At 59.0% G+C, this 17,445-nt stretch carries 18 protein-coding genes; 9 read left to right on the top strand and 9 right to left on the bottom strand.

The annotated features are described in order from the left end of the window. Positions 1-78: 78 nt before the first annotated feature. On the top strand, positions 79-1,089 hold the full coding sequence (locus AC3WP7_RS12215; RefSeq protein WP_102591983.1) for an aldo/keto reductase: 1,011 nt from the start codon (positions 79-81) through the stop codon (positions 1,087-1,089). 275 nt (positions 1,090-1,364) lie between these two features. Beyond that, on the top strand, positions 1,365-2,246 hold the full coding sequence (gene rarD / locus AC3WP7_RS12210; RefSeq protein ID WP_102592023.1) for an EamA family transporter RarD: 882 nt from the start codon (positions 1,365-1,367) through the stop codon (positions 2,244-2,246). A gap of 57 nt (positions 2,247-2,303) precedes the next feature. Here the strand turns inward: rarD and hppD are convergent, their stop codons facing one another. Continuing rightward, positions 2,304-3,380, bottom strand: a complete 1,077-nt coding sequence (gene hppD / locus AC3WP7_RS12205) for a 4-hydroxyphenylpyruvate dioxygenase (RefSeq protein ID WP_058425843.1) — start codon at positions 3,378-3,380, stop codon at positions 2,304-2,306. Positions 3,381-3,626: 246 nt separating this feature from the next. Further along, the gene (locus AC3WP7_RS12200; RefSeq protein ID WP_102591982.1) at positions 3,627-4,550 is read right to left on the bottom strand and encodes a DMT family transporter; all 924 of its coding nucleotides are present in this window, start codon (positions 4,548-4,550) and stop codon (positions 3,627-3,629) included. 78 nt (positions 4,551-4,628) lie between these two features. On the opposite strand from AC3WP7_RS12200, the gene AC3WP7_RS12195 reads away from it, so the two are divergent. The 3 genes from AC3WP7_RS12195 to AC3WP7_RS12185 all read left to right on the top strand — a co-directional run bounded on the left by AC3WP7_RS12195 (position 4,629) and on the right by AC3WP7_RS12185 (position 7,965). Then, positions 4,629-5,516 carry a LysR family transcriptional regulator gene (locus AC3WP7_RS12195; protein ID WP_102591981.1) on the top strand — a complete coding sequence of 296 codons (888 nt, stop codon included), beginning with the start codon at positions 4,629-4,631 and terminating at the stop codon, positions 5,514-5,516. Positions 5,517-5,862: 346 nt separating this feature from the next. Beyond that, positions 5,863-7,404, top strand: coding sequence for an EAL domain-containing protein (locus AC3WP7_RS12190; protein ID WP_102591980.1), 1,542 nt, complete (start codon positions 5,863-5,865; stop codon positions 7,402-7,404). Positions 7,405-7,602: 198 nt separating this feature from the next. Continuing rightward, positions 7,603-7,965, top strand: a complete 363-nt coding sequence (locus AC3WP7_RS12185) for a histone-like nucleoid-structuring protein, MvaT/MvaU family (RefSeq protein ID WP_071488246.1) — start codon at positions 7,603-7,605, stop codon at positions 7,963-7,965. Positions 7,966-8,078: 113 nt separating this feature from the next. Here AC3WP7_RS12185 and AC3WP7_RS12180 read toward each other — a convergent pair whose 3' ends face one another. Next, positions 8,079-8,615, bottom strand: coding sequence for a DUF4946 domain-containing protein (locus AC3WP7_RS12180; RefSeq protein ID WP_092244413.1), 537 nt, complete (start codon positions 8,613-8,615; stop codon positions 8,079-8,081). A 195-nt stretch (positions 8,616-8,810) separates the two neighbouring features. Between AC3WP7_RS12180 and gloA the strand changes: the two genes are divergently transcribed. Then, complete coding sequence (gene gloA / locus AC3WP7_RS12175) at positions 8,811-9,332, top strand: lactoylglutathione lyase (RefSeq protein ID WP_102591979.1); 522 nt, start codon at positions 8,811-8,813, stop codon at positions 9,330-9,332. A gap of 52 nt (positions 9,333-9,384) precedes the next feature. Here gloA and ahpF read toward each other — a convergent pair whose 3' ends face one another. From ahpF to AC3WP7_RS12160, 3 genes are all read right to left on the bottom strand, one after another. Further along, positions 9,385-10,950 carry an alkyl hydroperoxide reductase subunit F gene (gene ahpF, locus AC3WP7_RS12170; protein ID WP_102591978.1) on the bottom strand — a complete coding sequence of 522 codons (1,566 nt, stop codon included), beginning with the start codon at positions 10,948-10,950 and terminating at the stop codon, positions 9,385-9,387. A gap of 127 nt (positions 10,951-11,077) precedes the next feature. Continuing rightward, on the bottom strand, positions 11,078-11,641 hold the full coding sequence (gene ahpC, locus AC3WP7_RS12165) for an alkyl hydroperoxide reductase subunit C (RefSeq protein WP_010210361.1): 564 nt from the start codon (positions 11,639-11,641) through the stop codon (positions 11,078-11,080). Between the two features lie 144 nt (positions 11,642-11,785). Next, complete coding sequence (locus AC3WP7_RS12160) at positions 11,786-12,718, bottom strand: site-specific integrase (protein ID WP_093121030.1); 933 nt, start codon at positions 12,716-12,718, stop codon at positions 11,786-11,788. A gap of 171 nt (positions 12,719-12,889) precedes the next feature. On the opposite strand from AC3WP7_RS12160, the gene AC3WP7_RS12155 reads away from it, so the two are divergent. Continuing rightward, on the top strand, positions 12,890-13,891 hold the full coding sequence (locus AC3WP7_RS12155; protein WP_092243709.1) for a DNA-binding protein: 1,002 nt from the start codon (positions 12,890-12,892) through the stop codon (positions 13,889-13,891). A 6-nt stretch (positions 13,892-13,897) separates the two neighbouring features. Here the strand turns inward: AC3WP7_RS12155 and gorA are convergent, their stop codons facing one another. Both gorA and galU read right to left on the bottom strand, forming a co-directional pair. Then, a complete protein-coding gene (gene gorA, locus AC3WP7_RS12150; protein ID WP_071488241.1) occupies positions 13,898-15,256 on the bottom strand; it encodes a glutathione-disulfide reductase in 1,359 nt (452 codons plus the stop codon). Between the two features lie 105 nt (positions 15,257-15,361). Beyond that, positions 15,362-16,201, bottom strand: coding sequence for a UTP--glucose-1-phosphate uridylyltransferase GalU (gene galU / locus AC3WP7_RS12145; protein ID WP_003173830.1), 840 nt, complete (start codon positions 16,199-16,201; stop codon positions 15,362-15,364). A 309-nt stretch (positions 16,202-16,510) separates the two neighbouring features. Between galU and AC3WP7_RS12140 the strand changes: the two genes are divergently transcribed. Further along, a complete protein-coding gene (locus AC3WP7_RS12140) occupies positions 16,511-16,696 on the top strand; it encodes a hypothetical protein (protein ID WP_012724166.1) in 186 nt (61 codons plus the stop codon). 143 nt (positions 16,697-16,839) lie between these two features. After that, complete coding sequence (locus AC3WP7_RS12135; protein WP_071488240.1) at positions 16,840-17,121, top strand: hypothetical protein; 282 nt, start codon at positions 16,840-16,842, stop codon at positions 17,119-17,121. A gap of 9 nt (positions 17,122-17,130) precedes the next feature. On the opposite strand, the gene AC3WP7_RS12130 is transcribed toward AC3WP7_RS12135, so the two are convergent. Then, on the bottom strand, positions 17,131-17,361 hold the full coding sequence (locus AC3WP7_RS12130) for a hypothetical protein (RefSeq protein WP_071488239.1): 231 nt from the start codon (positions 17,359-17,361) through the stop codon (positions 17,131-17,133). Positions 17,362-17,445 lie beyond the last annotated feature (84 nt).

Raw genomic sequence — 17,445 nt, 5'->3', positions numbered from 1 at the left:
AACGCGTGCAGGGCTTGTCCCAGAGCGGCCGAGTCTGGTATTGCATTGGGCACGTTTCCCTGCCTTGAGGAGTTTTCCATGATTTACCGCACATTGGGCCAGTCCGGGTTGAAGGTCAGCGCCTTGACCCTGGGCACCATGATGTTTGGCGAACAGACCAACACCGAGGACTCGCTGCGCATCATCGACAAGGCCTGGGACCAGGGCATCAATTTTATCGACACGGCGGACGTCTACACCGGCGGACGTTCCGAGGAAATCGTCGGCGAAGCCATCGTGCGCAATCGCCAGGACTGGGTGGTGGCGTCCAAGGTTGGCATCGGCCCGGTGGACGGTTTGCCCAACCGCAGCGGCTTGAGCCGCAAACGTATTTTCAACGCACTGGAAGCCAGCCTGACCCGGCTCGATACCGATTACCTGGACATCTACTACCTGCACCGCGAAGACCACAACACCCCGCTGGAAGTGACGGTATCGGCGATCGGCGACCTGATCCGCCAGGGCAAGATCCGCTACTGGGGCCTGTCGAACTATCGCGGCTGGCGCATTGCCGAGGTGATTCGCGTGGCCGAACGCCTGGGTGTCGACAAGCCGATCATCAGCCAGCCGCTGTACAACATCGTCAACCGCCAGGCCGAAGTCGAGCAGCTCACTGCCGCAGCCGCCTATGGCCTGGGTGTGGTGCCTTACAGCCCATTGGCCCGTGGCGTGCTCAGTGGCAAATACGCGCCGGACGTCACCCCCGAGGCCGGCAGCCGTGCGGCGCGCCAGGACAAGCGCATCCTGGAAACCGAATGGCGCGTGGAATCGCTGCGCATCGCCCAGCAGATCCAGCAGTACACCCAAGGGCGTGGTGTGGGGATCGTGGAGTTTGCGATTGCCTGGGTATTGAACAATTCGGCGGTGAGCTCGGCGATTGTCGGGCCGCGCACCGAAGCGCAATGGGATGCCTACCTCGAGGCGTTGGACGTGAAGATCACGATCGAGGATGAAGCGTTCATCGATTCGCTGGTGACGCCGGGGCATTCGTCGACGCCAGGGTTCAATGACGTCGGGCATTTTGTGTCGGGGCGCGTGGCGCGAGCTTAAGCCCGGTAGCCCTGTTACTGAGCAGAACACAGTATTGTGGCGAGCGGGCTTGCCCCGCGTTGGAGTGCGCAGCGCTCCCAGTTTTTTTGGGGCTGCTACGCAACCCAACGCGGGGCAAGCCCGCTCGCCACAGTTAGCCCGCCCCCGCAGCGGACTAACGCGAAAATTTGCTGAAAAACGCCCCAAAACAGCGCACCCCTCTCCTGCTAAAAGCACCATAATCCCCTCCTGAAATTTCCCCTCTTTTCGTATCAATGGTTTTTCGCGAGGACAGCGTGTCTAAAGGTGTCGTGTTATCGGTCTTGGCCTCGGTGTTGTTTGGCGTGATGTATTACTTCACGTCACTGCTCACGCCTTTGAGCGGCCTGGAAATTTTCGGCTGGCGCATGTTGCTCACCGTGCCGTGCATGACGGTGTTCATGATCGTCAGCGGCGAATGGCGACGGGTGTGGGAGCTGCTGCGGATGTTGGCGGCCCGACCTGCCTTGATCGCGGGCGTGCTGGTGTCTTCGGCTTTGCTGGGCGTGCAGTTGTGGTTATTCATGTGGGCACCGCTGAATGGACGCAGCCTGGATGTGTCGGTGGGGTACTTCCTGTTGCCGCTGACCATGGTCCTGACCGGCCGCCTGGTGTGGGGCGAACAGCTGTCGTACTTACAACAGATCGCCGTCTGTTTCGCCGGCCTTGGGGTGCTCAACGAGCTGTACCAGGCCGGTGGTTTTTCCTGGGCCACGCTGGTGGTGATCATCGGCTACCCGGTCTATTTCATCGTGCGCAAGTACCTCAAGACCGACCATTTGGGTGGGCTCTGGCTGGACATGGCGTTGATGCTGCCGGTGGCCTGGTGGTTTGTGCAAAGCGGCGAGCAAGGCTTTGCGGTGCTGGATGCGCACCCCAAGCTATACGCGCTGATTCCGACGCTGGGCCTGATCAGCGCGTCAGCACTGGTGAGCTACATCATCGCCAGCCGCCTGCTGGCGTTCAGCCTGTTCGGGCTGCTCAGCTACGTTGAGCCAGTGCTACTGCTGGGAGTGGCGTTGATCCTGGGTGAAGGGATCAAGGGCGGCGAATGGTTGACCTACATCCCGATCTGGCTGGCGGTGATGGTGCTGGTGTTTGAAGGGTTCAAGCACTTGGTACGCCAGCGTAAAGCCTGATCGGCAGACAGCAAAAAGCCCGGCCAGGTTACCCATGGCCGGGCTTTTTCGTGTGCGTTAGTCGGTGGTCAACACCCCACGACGCACCTGGTCGCGTTCGATCGACTCGAACAGCGCCTTGAAGTTACCCTCGCCAAACCCATCATCGCCCTTGCGCTGGATGAACTCGAAGAACACCGGCCCCATCAAGGTTTCCGAGAAGATCTGCAGCAGCAGGCGCTTGTCGCCTTCAACCGAGGAACCGTCCAGCAGAATGCCGCGTGCCTGCAGTTGATCCACCGGCTCGCCATGGTTCGGCAAGCGGCCTTCGAGCATTTCGTAGTAGGTGTCCGGCGGCGCTGTCATAAAGCGCATGCCGATCTTCTTCAACGCGTCCCAGGTCTTGACCAGGTCGTCGGTGAGGAACGCCACGTGCTGGATGCCCTCGCCGTTGAACTGCATCAGGAACTCTTCGATCTGGCCGGCGCCCTTGGACGACTCTTCGTTCAGCGGGATGCGGATCATGCCATCCGGCGCGCTCATGGCCTTGGACGTCAGGCCGGTGTACTCGCCCTTGATATCGAAGTAACGCGCTTCACGGAAGTTGAACAGCTTCTCGTAGAAGTTCGCCCAGTAAACCATGCGGCCGCGATACACGTTGTGGGTCAGATGGTCGATGACCTTCAGTCCCGCACCCACCGGGTTGCGCTCCACGCCTTCGAGGTAGACGAAGTCGATGTCGTAGATCGAGCTGCCTTCGCCGAAACGGTCGATCAGGTACAGCGGCGCGCCGCCGATACCCTTGATGGCTGGCAGGTTCAGCTCCATCGGGCCGGTTTCGATGTGGATCGGCTGGGCGCCCAGTTCCAGCGCGCGGTTGTAGGCTTTTTGCGAGTCCTTGACGCGGAACGCCATGCCGCACACCGACGGGCCGTGTTCGGCAGCGAAGTAGGAAGCGATGCTGTTGGGTTCGTTGTTGAGGATCAGGTTGATCTCGCCCTGGCGATACAGGTGCACGTTCTTGGAACGGTGGGTCGCGACCTTGGTGAAGCCCATGATCTCGAAGATCGGCTCCAGGGTGCCTGGCGTCGGCGACGCGAATTCGATGAATTCAAAGCCCATCAGGCCCATTGGGTTTTCGTATAGATCTGCCATGATTTGGCGCCTCATCATTCTTGTGTTTTGAAGGTTTCAATTGCCAGCAAGGATGGGGAGCACGGGCGGCGCACAGGAAAGACCTCGCACACTGCGGGCGAGGAAGTCACCAAAGATGAGGGGGGAGCCGAGTAGCTTCATGATGTCATCGGTCTCTGACGGCTTAGGCTTGCGTGAGCACAAGTCCATATTCTTGTATGCGTAAATCGATTCTACACAGCGTAACTGCGTTTGTCCGTACTCTTATCAAATCCCCATTACCCGCACCCGTGCAAGGGGTTTATTGCACAGGTAGATGCCCGCCAGGATGATCGCACCGCCCATCAGCATGGGCAGGGTGAAAGGCTCGTCCAGCAGCACGGCGCCACAGATCACCGCCGTCAGCGGATTGAGCGCGATGAATACACCACTGCGGGTCGCGCCAATACGCCGGATGCCATCGTAATAGCCGATATACGCCAGGGCCGAGCCCAGTACCCCGAGGTAGAGCAGGCTGTACAACTGCGGCAGGTGGATAGCACTGAGCGCAACCAGAGTCAGTCGCCCGCTCAACAGCGTGATGAGCGTAAGCATCAGCGTTCCCAGCAACACCGACCAGGTGACGGTCTGCAAGGGCCCCAGGCGCTGGTTAAGCGCGCGTGCGCCCAGCGAATAGACGCCCCACCCCGCCACGCAGCCGGCGATCAGCAGATCGCCGCGCCAGGCGTTGGTCGCACCCTGCAGCCCCAGTGGGTCGCGGTTGATGATGACAACCGCCGCGCCCGCCAGGCACAACCCGATCCCCAGTGCCTTGCCAAGCCCCAGGCGTTCCTTGAATAACAGCCAGGATGTCAGGCCAATCACCGCTGGGTTCAAGGCGACGATCAGCGATGCCCGCGAGGCGCCGATGTACTGCAAGCCGTAGAAGAAGCACAGGTTGTAGAAAAAGATGCCGAAAAATCCCAGCAATGCCAGTCGCCCCAACTGCGCCAGGTTTGGACGGGCCAGGGGAATGCGCGCAAACGCCATGAACAGCAACAGCGCGACGCTGGCCAGCAGAAAACGCAGGCTGGCCGCCAGCAGCGGGTCGATGGCACCGGACAGGTAGCGCCCGGCGACGAAGGTGCCGCCCCAGATCATGGAGACGGCAGCGAGCTTCAAGTAGGTCAAACAATCGGTGGAAGGTTTCATGGTGGTATTGCTCTGGTGCTGAACGAGTTAGCCTAGTGTTTGCCTGATACTTGATCATCGTAAAATGAGTAAATACTCATGACCCTGACCCAACTTGAAATTTTCTCCCTGGTCGCTGAGCTGCAAGGCTTTACCCATGCGGCCAACCGCCTGGGTATCAGCCAATCGGCGGTGTCCCATGCCATCAAGGGCCTGGAGCAGGAACTGGGGGTGGAGCTGTTCCGTCGTCATCAAGCCCATGTGGCGTTGACCGACATTGGCGAACAATTGCTGCTGCGCGCCCGCGCCATGCTCGGCCTGGCCGGCACCCTTGAACAGGAGGCCGCCGATGCCCGGGGCTTGAAGCGCGGCACGCTGCGCATCGGCTCCTTCGGGCCAACGTCGTCCAATCGGCTGTTGCCGCAGATCCTTTGGCCGTTTCGCCAGGCCTACCCCGACATTGAGGTGCATGTCGATGAAGGCCCGGACCGCCAGGTCATCCAATGGCTGGATGAGCGGCGCATCGACGTGGGTTTCGTGGTGCTGGAGCAAGAGCGATTCGACACCTTCGCGCTGTTCACCGATCAGATGGTCGCGCTGTTGCCGGCCAACCACCCCCTGGTCGCACACCCTGCCCTGCGCCTTGGAGATCTCTGCGAGGCGCCCTTCATCCTGACCGAGGCCGGCTCGTCGGAGCTGGTCTCGCGCCTGTTCGCCGATGCCCGGTTGACCCCGAAGGTGCGTTACCGTTGCGCGCAGTTGCTCAGCACGCTGGAAGCGGTGAGCCGTGGCGATGGCGTCAGCGTGGTGGCCCAGGGTTCCCTGCCGGTTACGCCAGACCCGCGTTATGTGGCACGCCCACTGGCACCGGCCATTACCCGTTCGATTGGACTGGCGGTGCTGGACCGCCGCCAGGCGTCACCCGCCACCCTGGCGTTTATTCGCGTGGCACAAGGCCTGGACTATGGGCATGTCACACCGCTATAGCGGCTGGCGATGATGGCGCAGCGCGCCGTTGTCATCCACGGTACTGAAGCGCAGGCTGGCAGCGCCGGACGGCAACTTCAGGATCGCGTCGAAGGACAGGCGGGTGGCGGACCGTGGGGCGATCAGTAGATATGGCGCGTGCCGTTGATGATCACACCGGCATCTACCGTCGCCGGTCCACCGTGCAGCAGCACTGCCAGTAGCAGTCCCAGATAACGCCCGCAAGACTGCCTACTGACCGAACGGGTAGGTATCCCGAGCTTATTGCGGCGACTGCAACTATCATCGAGTCATGTCCGACCCGCCGTACTGACGCCTCTCTCACCTCGTACCAGGCTTTTACCCCATGCCCTTGACCGTCCAAGGCCCGCGCAGCCGTGCCACCCGTAACCTGATCAGCGTATTTTGCGCCATGGTGCCCGTTGCATTGGGCGTGGCGATCCTCCATTGGCAGGCCGAACGCACCCTTGAACAAAGCACCGCCCAGACCGCGCAGGAAGCTGTGCGCCAATTCGACTTGATGCTCGATAACACCGCCCTCGCCGCCCAGGCGTTGCTGCCACTGGCAGGTCAACCCTGTGATAACGGCGCGCAGCTGGCATTGCGCGAGCAGGTCACGCGCCGTCCATTCGTGCGGGCGACCACCTTGTCCTGGCAGAGAAACATCTACTGCAGCTCGTTGTTTGGCGACCAATACGCGTCGCCGGTCAATCCGGATGATTATGTAGACGGCAAGTTGTGGTTGATGGATGGCAACCCGGTGACGCCGGATACCGCTCTGCTGGTGTACCGGCTGGTCGAGGGTGACAAGGCCGCATTTGCGTCGATCGACGGCTACCACCTGACCAACGCCTTGCGCCTGATCAGTCGTTACGCCGACCTGGTACTGCAAGTCGGGCCCCATTGGCTGGGGGCCGATGGAAAAGTGCATGACACCGCGGTGCCGGTATTTGCCGTGGCGCACCACCATCTTGCATCCTCGCGTTATCACTACAGCGTCGACGCAGGCATGCCGGCTGGCGAAGTCTGGCGCTACATGCAGGCTCGATACCCGGCGTTGTTCAGCCTGCTGGTGTTCTTTGGCCTGCTGGCTGGGGCGCTGGCGCATTGGCTGCAAAAACGCTCTTCGGCCCCCACCCATGAACTGTATCGGGCATTGGCCGCCAACGAATTCATTCCGTACTTCCAGCCCGTGGTGCGCGGTGATACCCGTGAATGGGCAGGCTGCGAGGTACTGATGCGCTGGCAACACCCTAAGGAAGGGCTGGTGCGACCCGATCTGTTTATCCCCCTGGCCGAGCATTCGGGCCTGATCGTGCCGATGACTCGTGCTCTCCTGCGCCAGACCGCCGCGCAACTGGCGCCCCATGCCACGCGTTTCAGCCCGGGATTCCATATTGGTGTGAACATCACTGCACGCCACTGCCAGGACCTGGCACTGGTGGAGGACTGCCGTGAGTTTCTCGCCGCCTTTCCCGTAGGCCAGGTGACTCTGGTGCTGGAGTTGACCGAACGCGAGTTGATCGAACCCACCGAGATTACCCGCCGCTTGTTCGACGCCTTGCATCAATTGGGGGTGATGATTGCCATTGACGATTTTGGCACCGGCCATTCCAGCCTGGGCTATTTACGCAACTTCAATGTGGACTACTTGAAGATTGACCAGAGTTTTGTCGCCATGATCGGTGCAGATGCACTATCGGGGCATATTCTGGACAGCATCATAGAGCTGTCGGGCAAGCTCGACTTGGGCATTGTTGCAGAAGGTGTGGAGACGCGCGAACAGTGTGATTACCTGGCCGCTCAAGGGGTGGACTTCCTGCAAGGCTACCTGTTTGGAAAGCCTTTACCCTGTGATGAATTTATTAAATCGCTGGCGCGTCATTGAATAGCCATGCACTACCTGTACTGAAATAGTTGGGTCTGGAGAAAAGACATGATTTACTCGTGGCGCATTAACTACTACAATTTTTCCTGCCTGTGCAGAACTCGCGAGACGACTTCTTTCCTGGGTCGCCTTAAAGCGCTTGGCTTATAGCTTTGTCTGCAGTTGATATCAGCCAACTACACTATTGGAGTACAGATTTTGTCCAGACTCGCCGAATTTCGCGCAGCAGAAAAAGCCCTTCAAGAGCAGCTTGCCCAGCTGGAATCCCTGAAGAACGATGCTGGCCTGAAGAAAGAAATCGAATTCGAAGAAAAGCTTCAAGCCCTGATGAAGAGCTATGGCAAAGGCCTGCGCGACATCATTTCCATCCTTGATCCAAACCCGGGCAAGTCCAGCGCCGCTGCTGCCGCACCCAAACAGCGCCGTGCGCGAGTGGTCAAGGTTTACCAGAACCCGCACACCGGTGAACTGATCGAAACCAAAGGCGGTAACCACCGTGGCCTCAAGGCCTGGAAAGAACAGTACGGCCCTGCCACTGTAGATTCCTGGCTTCGCGGCTGATCGTACCGGATTTATAAAGAGCCCCGCTGACGCGGGGCTTTTTTATCTTATAAGGTTCGAAATCGAACTTAAATAACATTTCACTTTGTTCAAAAGCGACATGCCTCACGCACTTAAAGTTTCAGGCTATCGCGTACCGAACTGACTTCCTCCTTGCTTGCTTCATACGCATCGGCCCGACCTGCGTATGAAAAAACATACGCCTTATCGGTATCAACCGCGCCCACCAATGTTTGCGAGAGCACGTGCCGCCCGTTCTCGGTTATCACGCAAGTAGTTTCCAGCGCTTCAAGACGGCTCAATGTTGAAGGGCGCATCTTGCTGCACACGCTTTGATAACCGCCCTGGGCAAAATCCTTCTGGATGGATTTGCGCATCTCCAGCAGTACGCCTTGAAGATTAACCTTGTGGCCAACTTCAATCGGTGTCCCGGTCAACTCCATGACCATCAGGGTCGTACCGTTTTCATCATTCTTGATTGCCCGCTGGCGTGATACTGCTTGGGGTTTTACAGGTGCCTGTTCATCCGCGACGACTTCCTCGACCTGCCACCCACCAGGCCAATGAATTTCGGGCTCGGCGGCCACTACGCAGGAACTGCCCAACCACACGCACAGCATGCCCAACAGCGGTTTACGAAATTCAGTCATTACCAAAAACACCCAAGGTTCAATGGCCAAAGTTTGAGCCCCAGCCTCCACAGGCCGCAAGGCCTGCGTGGCTTTTTCATCTGGCGACCGGACCGAGCCTTGCGTATCATGGCCCGGCTGCACGGATGCCAGCCGCAAGCCAAGGAACCGCTCACATTTCAGAGCCGCGTTTGCCCCATTTTTTCTGGAGGGCCCATGAGCCTGCACGAACTGAACACTTGCCCGGGCGTCACTGCCCAACCTGACACCGCCACCGCCAATTTCGTGTTCAACCACACCATGCTGCGGGTCAAGGACATCACCAAGTCGCTGGACTTCTACACCCGTGTCTTGGGCTTTTCCCTGGTTGAAAAACGCGACTTCCCGGAAGCCGAATTCAGCCTGTACTTCCTCGCTCTGGTCGATAAATCACAGATTCCGGCCGACGCTGCCGAGCGCACCCAGTGGATGAAGTCGATTCCAGGCATCCTGGAACTGACCCACAACCACGGCACCGAAAACGACGCTGACTTCGCCTATCACAACGGCAATACCGACCCACGTGGTTTTGGCCATATCTGTATCTCGGTGCCGGATATCGTCGCTGCCTGCGAGCGCTTCGAAGCTTTGGGCTGCGATTTCCAGAAGCGCCTGACCGACGGTCGCATGAAGAGCCTGGCCTTCATCAAGGACCCGGATGGGTATTGGGTCGAAATTATCCAGCCGGCGCCGCTGTAACGAAAAAAACCCCATGATCGCTCATGGGGTTTTTTCATTTGCGCGGCCTTCCTTACGCCGGGGCAGAAGTCCGGATCAGATGATCGAACGCACTGAGGGAAGCCTTGGCGCCCTCGCCCACCGCAATCACGATCTGCTTGTACGGCACTGTGGTGACATCACCGGCAGCGAATACGCCCGGCAGTGACGTCTCGCCACGCGCATCGACGATGATCTCGCCACGCGGCGTCAGTTCCACGGTGCCCTTGAGCCAGTCGGTGTTGGGCAGCAGGCCGATTTGCACAAAGATCCCTTCCAGGTCGATGGTCTTGAACTCGCCGCTGTCACGGTCCTTGTACGCCAGACCGGTAACTTTCTGGCCATCGCCTTTCACTTCGCTGGTGAGCGCGCTGGTGATCACATCGACGTTCGGCAAGCTGTAGAGCTTGCGCTGCAACACGGCGTCGGCGCGCAACTTGCTGTCGAACTCGAGCAAGGTCACGTGGCTGACGATACCGGCCAGATCGATGGCCGCTTCCACGCCGGAGTTGCCGCCGCCGATCACCGCTACACGCTTGCCCTTGAATAACGGACCGTCACAGTGCGGGCAGAAGCACACACCCTTGGCCTTGTATTCCTGCTCGCCCGGGACACCCATTTCTCTCCAGCGGGCGCCGGTCGCCAGGATCACGGTCTTGGATTTGAGAGTAGCACCGCTTTCGAAGCGAATTTCGTGCAGGTCACCGGCGTTTTTCGCCGGAATCAAGGCACTGGCGCGCTGCAGGTTCATGATGTCCACGTCGTACTGGCGCACGTGGGCTTCCAGGGCGCTGGCCAATTTCGGGCCTTCGGTTTCCTGTACCGAAATGAAGTTCTCGATGGACATGGTGTCCAGCACTTGCCCGCCGAAACGCTCGGCGGCGACGCCGGTGCGAATACCTTTGCGTGCGGCGTAGATCGCAGCCGATGAACCGGCAGGACCGCCGCCGACGACGAGTACATCGAAGGCCTCTTTGGCGCTGATTTTCTCGGCGGTTTTTTCGATGCCGCTGGTGTCGAGCTTGGCGAGGATCTCTTCCAGGCCCATGCGACCCTGGCCGAAGTTCACACCATTAAGGTACACACTGGGCACTGCCATTACCTGGCGCTCGTCCACCTCAGCCTGGAACAGTGCGCCGTCGATGGCGACGTGGCGGATGTTAGGGTTGAGCACGGCCATCAGGTTCAACGCCTGGACTACGTCCGGGCAGTTCTGGCAGGACAGCGAGAAGTAAGTCTCGAAGCTGAACTCGCCTTTGAGGGCGCGGATCTGTTCGATCACTTCGACACTGGCCTTCGACGGGTGGCCACCGACTTGCAGCAGGGCCAGCACCAGCGAAGTGAATTCATGGCCCATGGGGATGCCGGCAAAACGCAGGCTGATCTCGGCACCCGGGCGGTTGATGGAGAACGACGGCTTACGCGCATCATTGCCATCGGTTTTCAGGGTAATCAGCGTGGTGAGGCTGACCACGTCCTGCAAAAGGGCAAGCATTTCCTGGGATTTCGCGCCGTCGTCGAGGGAGGCGACGATCTCGATCGGCTGGGTGACCCGTTCCAGGTATGACTTCAACTGAGCTTTAAGATTGGCGTCCAACATACGGGCGATTTCCTGTTCATTCGGTTTATTGCAGACAAAAAAACGCCCGAGCGAATCTCGCCCGGGCGTTTTGGGGGCGGATGCAGCTTACTTAAGTGCGGATTCCCGCCCTTGAGACTTCACAGACTTAGATCTTGCCGACCAGGTCCAGGGACGGAGCCAGGGTAGCCTCGCCTTCTTTCCACTTGGCTGGGCACACTTCGCCTGGGTGGGCAGCAACGTACTGAGCGGCCTTGATTTTACGCAGCAGTTCGGAAGCATCACGGCCAACGCCACCGTCGTTCAGTTCAACGATCTTGATCTGACCTTCCGGGTTGATCACGAAAGTACCGCGGTCTGCCAGGCCTGCTTCTTCGATCAGCACGTCGAAGTTGCGAGAGATGGTCAGGGTCGGGTCGCCGATCATGGTGTACTGGATCTTGCCAATGGCTGGCGAAGTGTTGTGCCAGGCAGCGTGGGCAAAGTGGGTGTCGGTGGAAACGCTGTAGATCTCGACGCCCAGTTTCTGGAACTCGGCATAGTTGTCAGCCAGGTCTTCCAGCTCGGTTGGGCAAACGAAGGTGAAGTCGGCTGGGTAGAAGAACACAACGGACCACTTGCCTTTCAGGTCAGCGTCGGACACATCTACGAAGTTGCCGTTTTTGTAGGCGGTAGCTTTGAACGGTTTTACTTGGCTGTTGATGATAGGCATCGTTGACTCTCCGTCAGGTTTGTAGAAGGGCTTAGCAAGTTGATGAGGTGAATCCTACCCACTCTCTACGCCGATGGCTCATTGGCAAACCTGATGCTGACGATTGGTTTTCCCTATCAGGTGACTGTATTAATAGAAGAAATCTCAAAGCAGCGGTCGGGTCGCCAGGGTCATGCCGAGAAAGGGCGTGGCTTCAACATAGCGCATGGCGGATTTCATGTCGCTCCAGCCGACGTAACTCATCAACGACTTCAAATCCCAGCCGCTGCGATGAGCCCAGGTGGCAAAACCCCGGCGCAGCGAGTGGCTGGTGTAGTGCTCGGCGGGAATGCCGGCGCGCTCCAGGGCCTGGCGCAGCAGCGGGATCACACTGTTGGGGTGCAAGCCCTCTTCCCCCAGGTTGCCCCAGCGATCAATACCGCGAAACACCGGGCCACGTACCAAAGCCGCGGCACTGAGCCACTCGCTATAGGCCTGCACCGGACACAGCCGCAACAGTGCCGGGGTGTGATAGGTCTTGCCGAGGTTGTCGCGGTCGCTTTTGCTGCGGGGTAGATAGAGGCTGATCCCCGCTCCAGGCGTGGCTTGCACATGCTCGATGGAAAGGCGACACAACTCATCGCTGCGAAAGCCACGCCAGAAGCCCAGCAGGATCAACGCAGTATCACGCTTGGCACGCAGCAACCGGGGCTGGTCCTGTGCCTGCGCCGCCTCTATCGCTTCAGCGTCAAGAGAAGCAACCACTTGTTCCAGATGCTTGAGCTGCAACGGTTCGGCTTGCTTCTCCTGCGCCGGGTGCACAGCACGAATGCCCTTGAGTACCTTGCGCACCACGGGCGCCTTGGTCGGGTCAGGAAACCCCTGGCTGGCATGCCACTGCGCCAGTGCCGACAACCGCAGCTTCAGCGTGTTGACTGCCAGCACACCTGCGTATGCGACCAGATAGCGCGCCACGCTGTCGCTGGTTGCCGGCAGGAACCCGCCCCAACTCACTTCGAAGTGCTCGATGGCCGCGCGATAACTGCGCCGCGTGTTATCGCGGGTGGCGGCGTTGAGGTAACGATCCAGATCGCTCATGGGAAGCCTATTTGTACTACTGGCGGGGACTTTCGCGAATCAAACACGCATGATACGGGATAATACGCCAATATCCCATCTGTTAAACGATGAGTCACAACAACTTTTTTGTTTATGATATGGTACGTATATACATACCACGTACCACACTACGAAATCGACGGAGACCCCATGGCTCGCGGCGGCATCAACAAAGCAGTAGTTCAAACAGCCCGCTTGGCAATCCTCGCCCGCGGCGAGAACCCCAGCATCGACGCAGTACGTATCGAGATGGGCAATACGGGCTCGAAAACCACCATTCATCGTTATTTGAAAGAGCTGGATGAAAGCGAAACGCGCACCACCATCACCCAAGCGCCGATCGACGACGAGCTTGGCGAACTGGTGGCGCGACTGGCCCAGCGCCTGAAAGAGAAAGCCCAAGAGCCAATCGACCTGGCCCTGGCGCAGTTCGAACAGCAGAAGGCCGCCCTGCTCGCCCAGGTGCAAGCCCTTCAGGAGGCCCATGACCAACTCCAGCAGCGGTTCGATATCCAGGCGGCCGCCCTGGCAGAAGAAAGCGCAGCCCTGCAAACCGCCAGCACCAGCCTGCAGACCGAGCAAACCCGCAACGCCGGGCTGAGCCAGGCGTGCAGTGATTACGAGCTAAGGATCAGCGACAAGGACGAGCAGATTCGCTCGCTGGAAGAAAAGCATCTGCATGCCCGGGACGCCCTGGAGCATTACCGCAATGCCATAAAAGAGCAGCGCGAACAGGAACAGCGCCGCCATGAAGGCCAGTTGCAACAGGTACAGGCAGAACTGCGCCAGGCCCAACAGAGCGCCATGGTGCGCCAGGATGAAATCACCCAACTGCATCGCGACAACGAGCGTCTGTTGATCGAGCACCGGGTAACGGCGAGGGAATTGACTGCACTGCAAGAGCAATCCCGCAAGGATCAGGCCCGGCTGCTCAAGCTGACTGAACAGGTGAGCCTGATTGACAGCGAACGCACCCTGTTGCAGGAGCGCCTGCGAGTAGCAGCGGTGGAGAACCAGTCACGCCAGGAAGCGCTGGGCGAACAGCAGCAAGCCAATAAAACCCTGGAACTGGAGCTGATCAAGGCCCAGGCCAGTGTCGAGGCGCTGCGCCTGGCCGCCGCCGTTGCAGCGGCGCCAGAGGCAACGCCCTAGGCTTGATCAGCCCGCTACGGGCGTGCGCATGGTGACGAACTCTTCCGCCGCCGTCGGGTGCACGCCGATGGTTTCATCGAAGTGCTGCTTGGTCGCGCCTGCCTTGAGCGCGATCGCCAGGCCCTGCACGATTTCACCCGCATCCGGGCCGACCATGTGGCAACCCAGCACTTTGTCGGTGTCGGCGTCGACCACCAGCTTCATCAAGGTCTTTTCCTGGCACTCGGTGAGGGTCAGCTTCATCGGCCGGAAACGGCTTTCGAAGACCTGCACCTTGTGGCCCTTCTCCCTCGCCTCTTCTTCGCAGAGCCCCACGGTGCCAATGTTCGGCAGGCTGAATACCGCCGTCGGGATCATCTTGTAATCCACCGCACGATACTGCTCAGGCTTGAACAGGCGACGCGCCACGGCCATGCCTTCGGCCAGGGCAACCGGCGTCAATTGCACACGACCGATCACATCGCCGATGGCCAGGATCGAGGACTCGGCGGTCTGGTACAGGTCATCCACCTCAACGAAACCACGCTTGTCGAGTTTGACGCCGGTGTTCTCCAAGCCCAGGTTATCCAGCATCGGGCGCCGCCCCGTGGCGTAGAACACGCAATCAGCTTCCAGCACCCGGCCGTCTTTCAGCGTAGCCTTGAGGCTGCCATCGGCCTGTTTGTCGATGCGCTCGATATCGGCATTGAATTGCAGGTCCAGGCCGCGCTTGGTCAGCTCTTCCTTCAAGTGCGTGCGTACCGAACCGTCGAAGCCGCGCAGGAACAGGTCGCCGCGGTACAGCAACGAGGTCTGGGCGCCCAGGCCGTGGAAAATACCGGCAAACTCGACAGCGATGTAACCACCGCCGACCACCAGCACACGCTTGGGCAATTCCTTGAGGAAAAACGCTTCATTGGAGCCAATGGCGTGTTCGCGCCCAGGAATCTCCGGAATCTGCGGCCAACCACCCGTTGCGATCAGAATGTGCCTGGCGGTAAAGCGCTGGCCATTGATTTCGACCTGATGCGGATCCACCAGGCGCGCATGCCCTTCATGCAGGGTTACGCCGCTGTTGACCAGCAGGTTGCGATAGATGCCATTGAGGCGATTGATCTCGCGGTCCTTGTTGGCGATCAAGGTGGCCCAATCAAAATTCGCCTCGCCCAACGACCAGCCAAAACCGCTGGCCTGCTCGAAATCCTCGGCAAAATGAGCGCCGTACACCAACAGTTTTTTCGGCACGCAACCGACGTTGACACAGGTGCCGCCCAGGTAGCGGCTTTCCGCCACGGCCACCTTGGCACCAAAGCCTGCGGCAAAACGTGCCGCACGCACACCGCCGGAACCGGCGCCAATTACATACAGGTCAAAATCGTAGGCCATTTCACTCTCCTCGGCAGGACATCAGCATACCGACTTACATGGGGCTGAAAAACGAAAAAGCCACCCGAAGGTGGCTTTTTTGGAACAGGCTGCCTACACCGTGAATCAGTAAGCCTTGCCAGTCTTGTAGAAATGCTCGTAGCAGAAGTTGGTCGCTTCGATGTAGCCCTCGGCGCCACCGCAGTCGAAACGCTGGCCCTTGAATTTGTAGGCAATCACGCAACCGTCTTTGGCCTGCTTGAGCAGGGCATCGGTGATCTGGATCTCGCCACCCTTGCCTGGCTCGGTTTCCTCGATCAGCTTGAAGATGTCCGGAGTCAGGATGTAACGACCGATGATCGCCAGGTTGGAAGGTGCGTCTTCCGGCGCTGGTTTCTCGACCATGTCACGCACGCGGATCAGGCCATCGCCAATGTCGTCACCGGCAATAACGCCGTACTTGTTGGTTTCGGTGGGGTTCACTTCCATCACTGCAACGATAGTGCAACGGTACTTTTGATACAGCTTGACCATCTGGGTCAGTACGCCATCGCCTTCCAGGTTCACACACAGGTCATCCGCCAGGACCACGGCGAACGGTTCGTCACCGATCAACGGGCGGCCGGTCAGGATGGCGTGGCCGAGACCTTTCATCTGAGTCTGACGGGTGTAGGAGAACGAGCATTCGTCCAGCAGTTTGCGGATGCCGACCAGGTATTTTTCCTTGTCGGTGCCCTTGATCTGGTTTTCCAGCTCGTAGCTGATGTCGAAGTGGTCTTCCAGCGCGCGCTTACCACGGCCGGTCACGATAGAGATTTCGTTCAGGCCGGCATCCAGTGCCTCTTCGACGCCGTACTGAATCAGTGGCTTGTTCACCACCGGCAGCATCTCTTTGGGCATGGCCTTGGTCGCTGGCAAGAAGCGAGTGCCGTAACCGGCTGCTGGGAACAAGCATTTCTTGATCATATGGGTCCTTACAAAGGGCTGTGCGTACGGAATTCGGCGCAGTCTAATCAGGCCGCAGTCACCTTACAATGGGTCCTGCTGGCGTTGCGATGTCATCATAGAGAAAAAATCTCGGCGTAAGTTCCGCGTATCTTACGAAGCGCATCTGCATCGGCACGGCCAAATGAGCCTGCACGGGGTATTTCCAAGGGCTGTGACCTTTTTAGCATGCTTTTACAGCGGTAACACTGACCTAGAATAACTTGCGCGTGCCCGCGACATTTGGCGCTATCATTAGGCCCTTGAACCAGACCACGAGATACTTGATAGATGTCAGAACCAAAAGGCGTGAACGGCTACCTGATCACCAAGCGAGCAGACGGTTGGCACCTGATCAACTTCCACGGCGACAGCGTCGCCGGCGCATTTGCCAGCGAAAGCCAGGCTATTGCCGTAGCCGAAGTGTTTGTGGATGAAGCAGGCCACGCTTCGAGCAAACGGCCCAAGGGCAAGTAAACGTCAACGCCCTGTGCAGAAGGCCCCGGTGAACGGGGCTTTTTTGTGTTTGTCTGTACGTAGATGGCAGTTCGCTATAATCTCGCCAAAACGCCCCACGACAGTGTCAGCGTGCCCTCCAACACCCTCGATGATGAACCTACATGAACAAGATTCTGGCACTGACTGCAGGACTGGCGCTCGCCGGATGCACCACCACCTCTGACGTCTACCTGAAAAACGGTGAGCAAGGCCTGACCATCGACTGCTCGGGCGAAGCCAATTCCTGGGCCAGCTGCTATGAAAAGGCCGACGCTTCTTGCGCAGGCACCGGCTACCGTATCGTCGGCACCGAAGGCACGCCTTCGCTCAAGGAAAGTGAAAAGACCCTGGGCCAGGACGTTGGCAACTTCAAAAGCCGCAGTGTCGTAGTCGTGTGCAAGTAAGCTTAGCGCCTACAACTGGATGTCGGCGAACTTGATACCCAGGCCACGAATGGTCTCCACCAGGTCATCCAGCCGCGAGAACGACTCGACTTCATCCTGATCGTCCACCAGGAAAAAGCTGCGGCCACCGCTTTTCTTGAAAAATACAATCCACTCCCCCAAGTCAGCGGGGTTCTGGATGATGTGAGTGGCCGATATCTGGCCTTCGGCCTGGCGAGCCCTGACGTGTTCACGCTTCATAAAAGACTTCCCGAAAAAACAAATGCCGCACAAACCGGGGGTTTGCACGGCATTTTTGCATTGAATGGGCGAGAGTTTAACGGA

The organism is Pseudomonas sp. FW305-3-2-15-C-LB1 (assembly GCF_058787615.1).
This window is presented reverse-complemented; position numbering and strand designations above follow the sequence as displayed.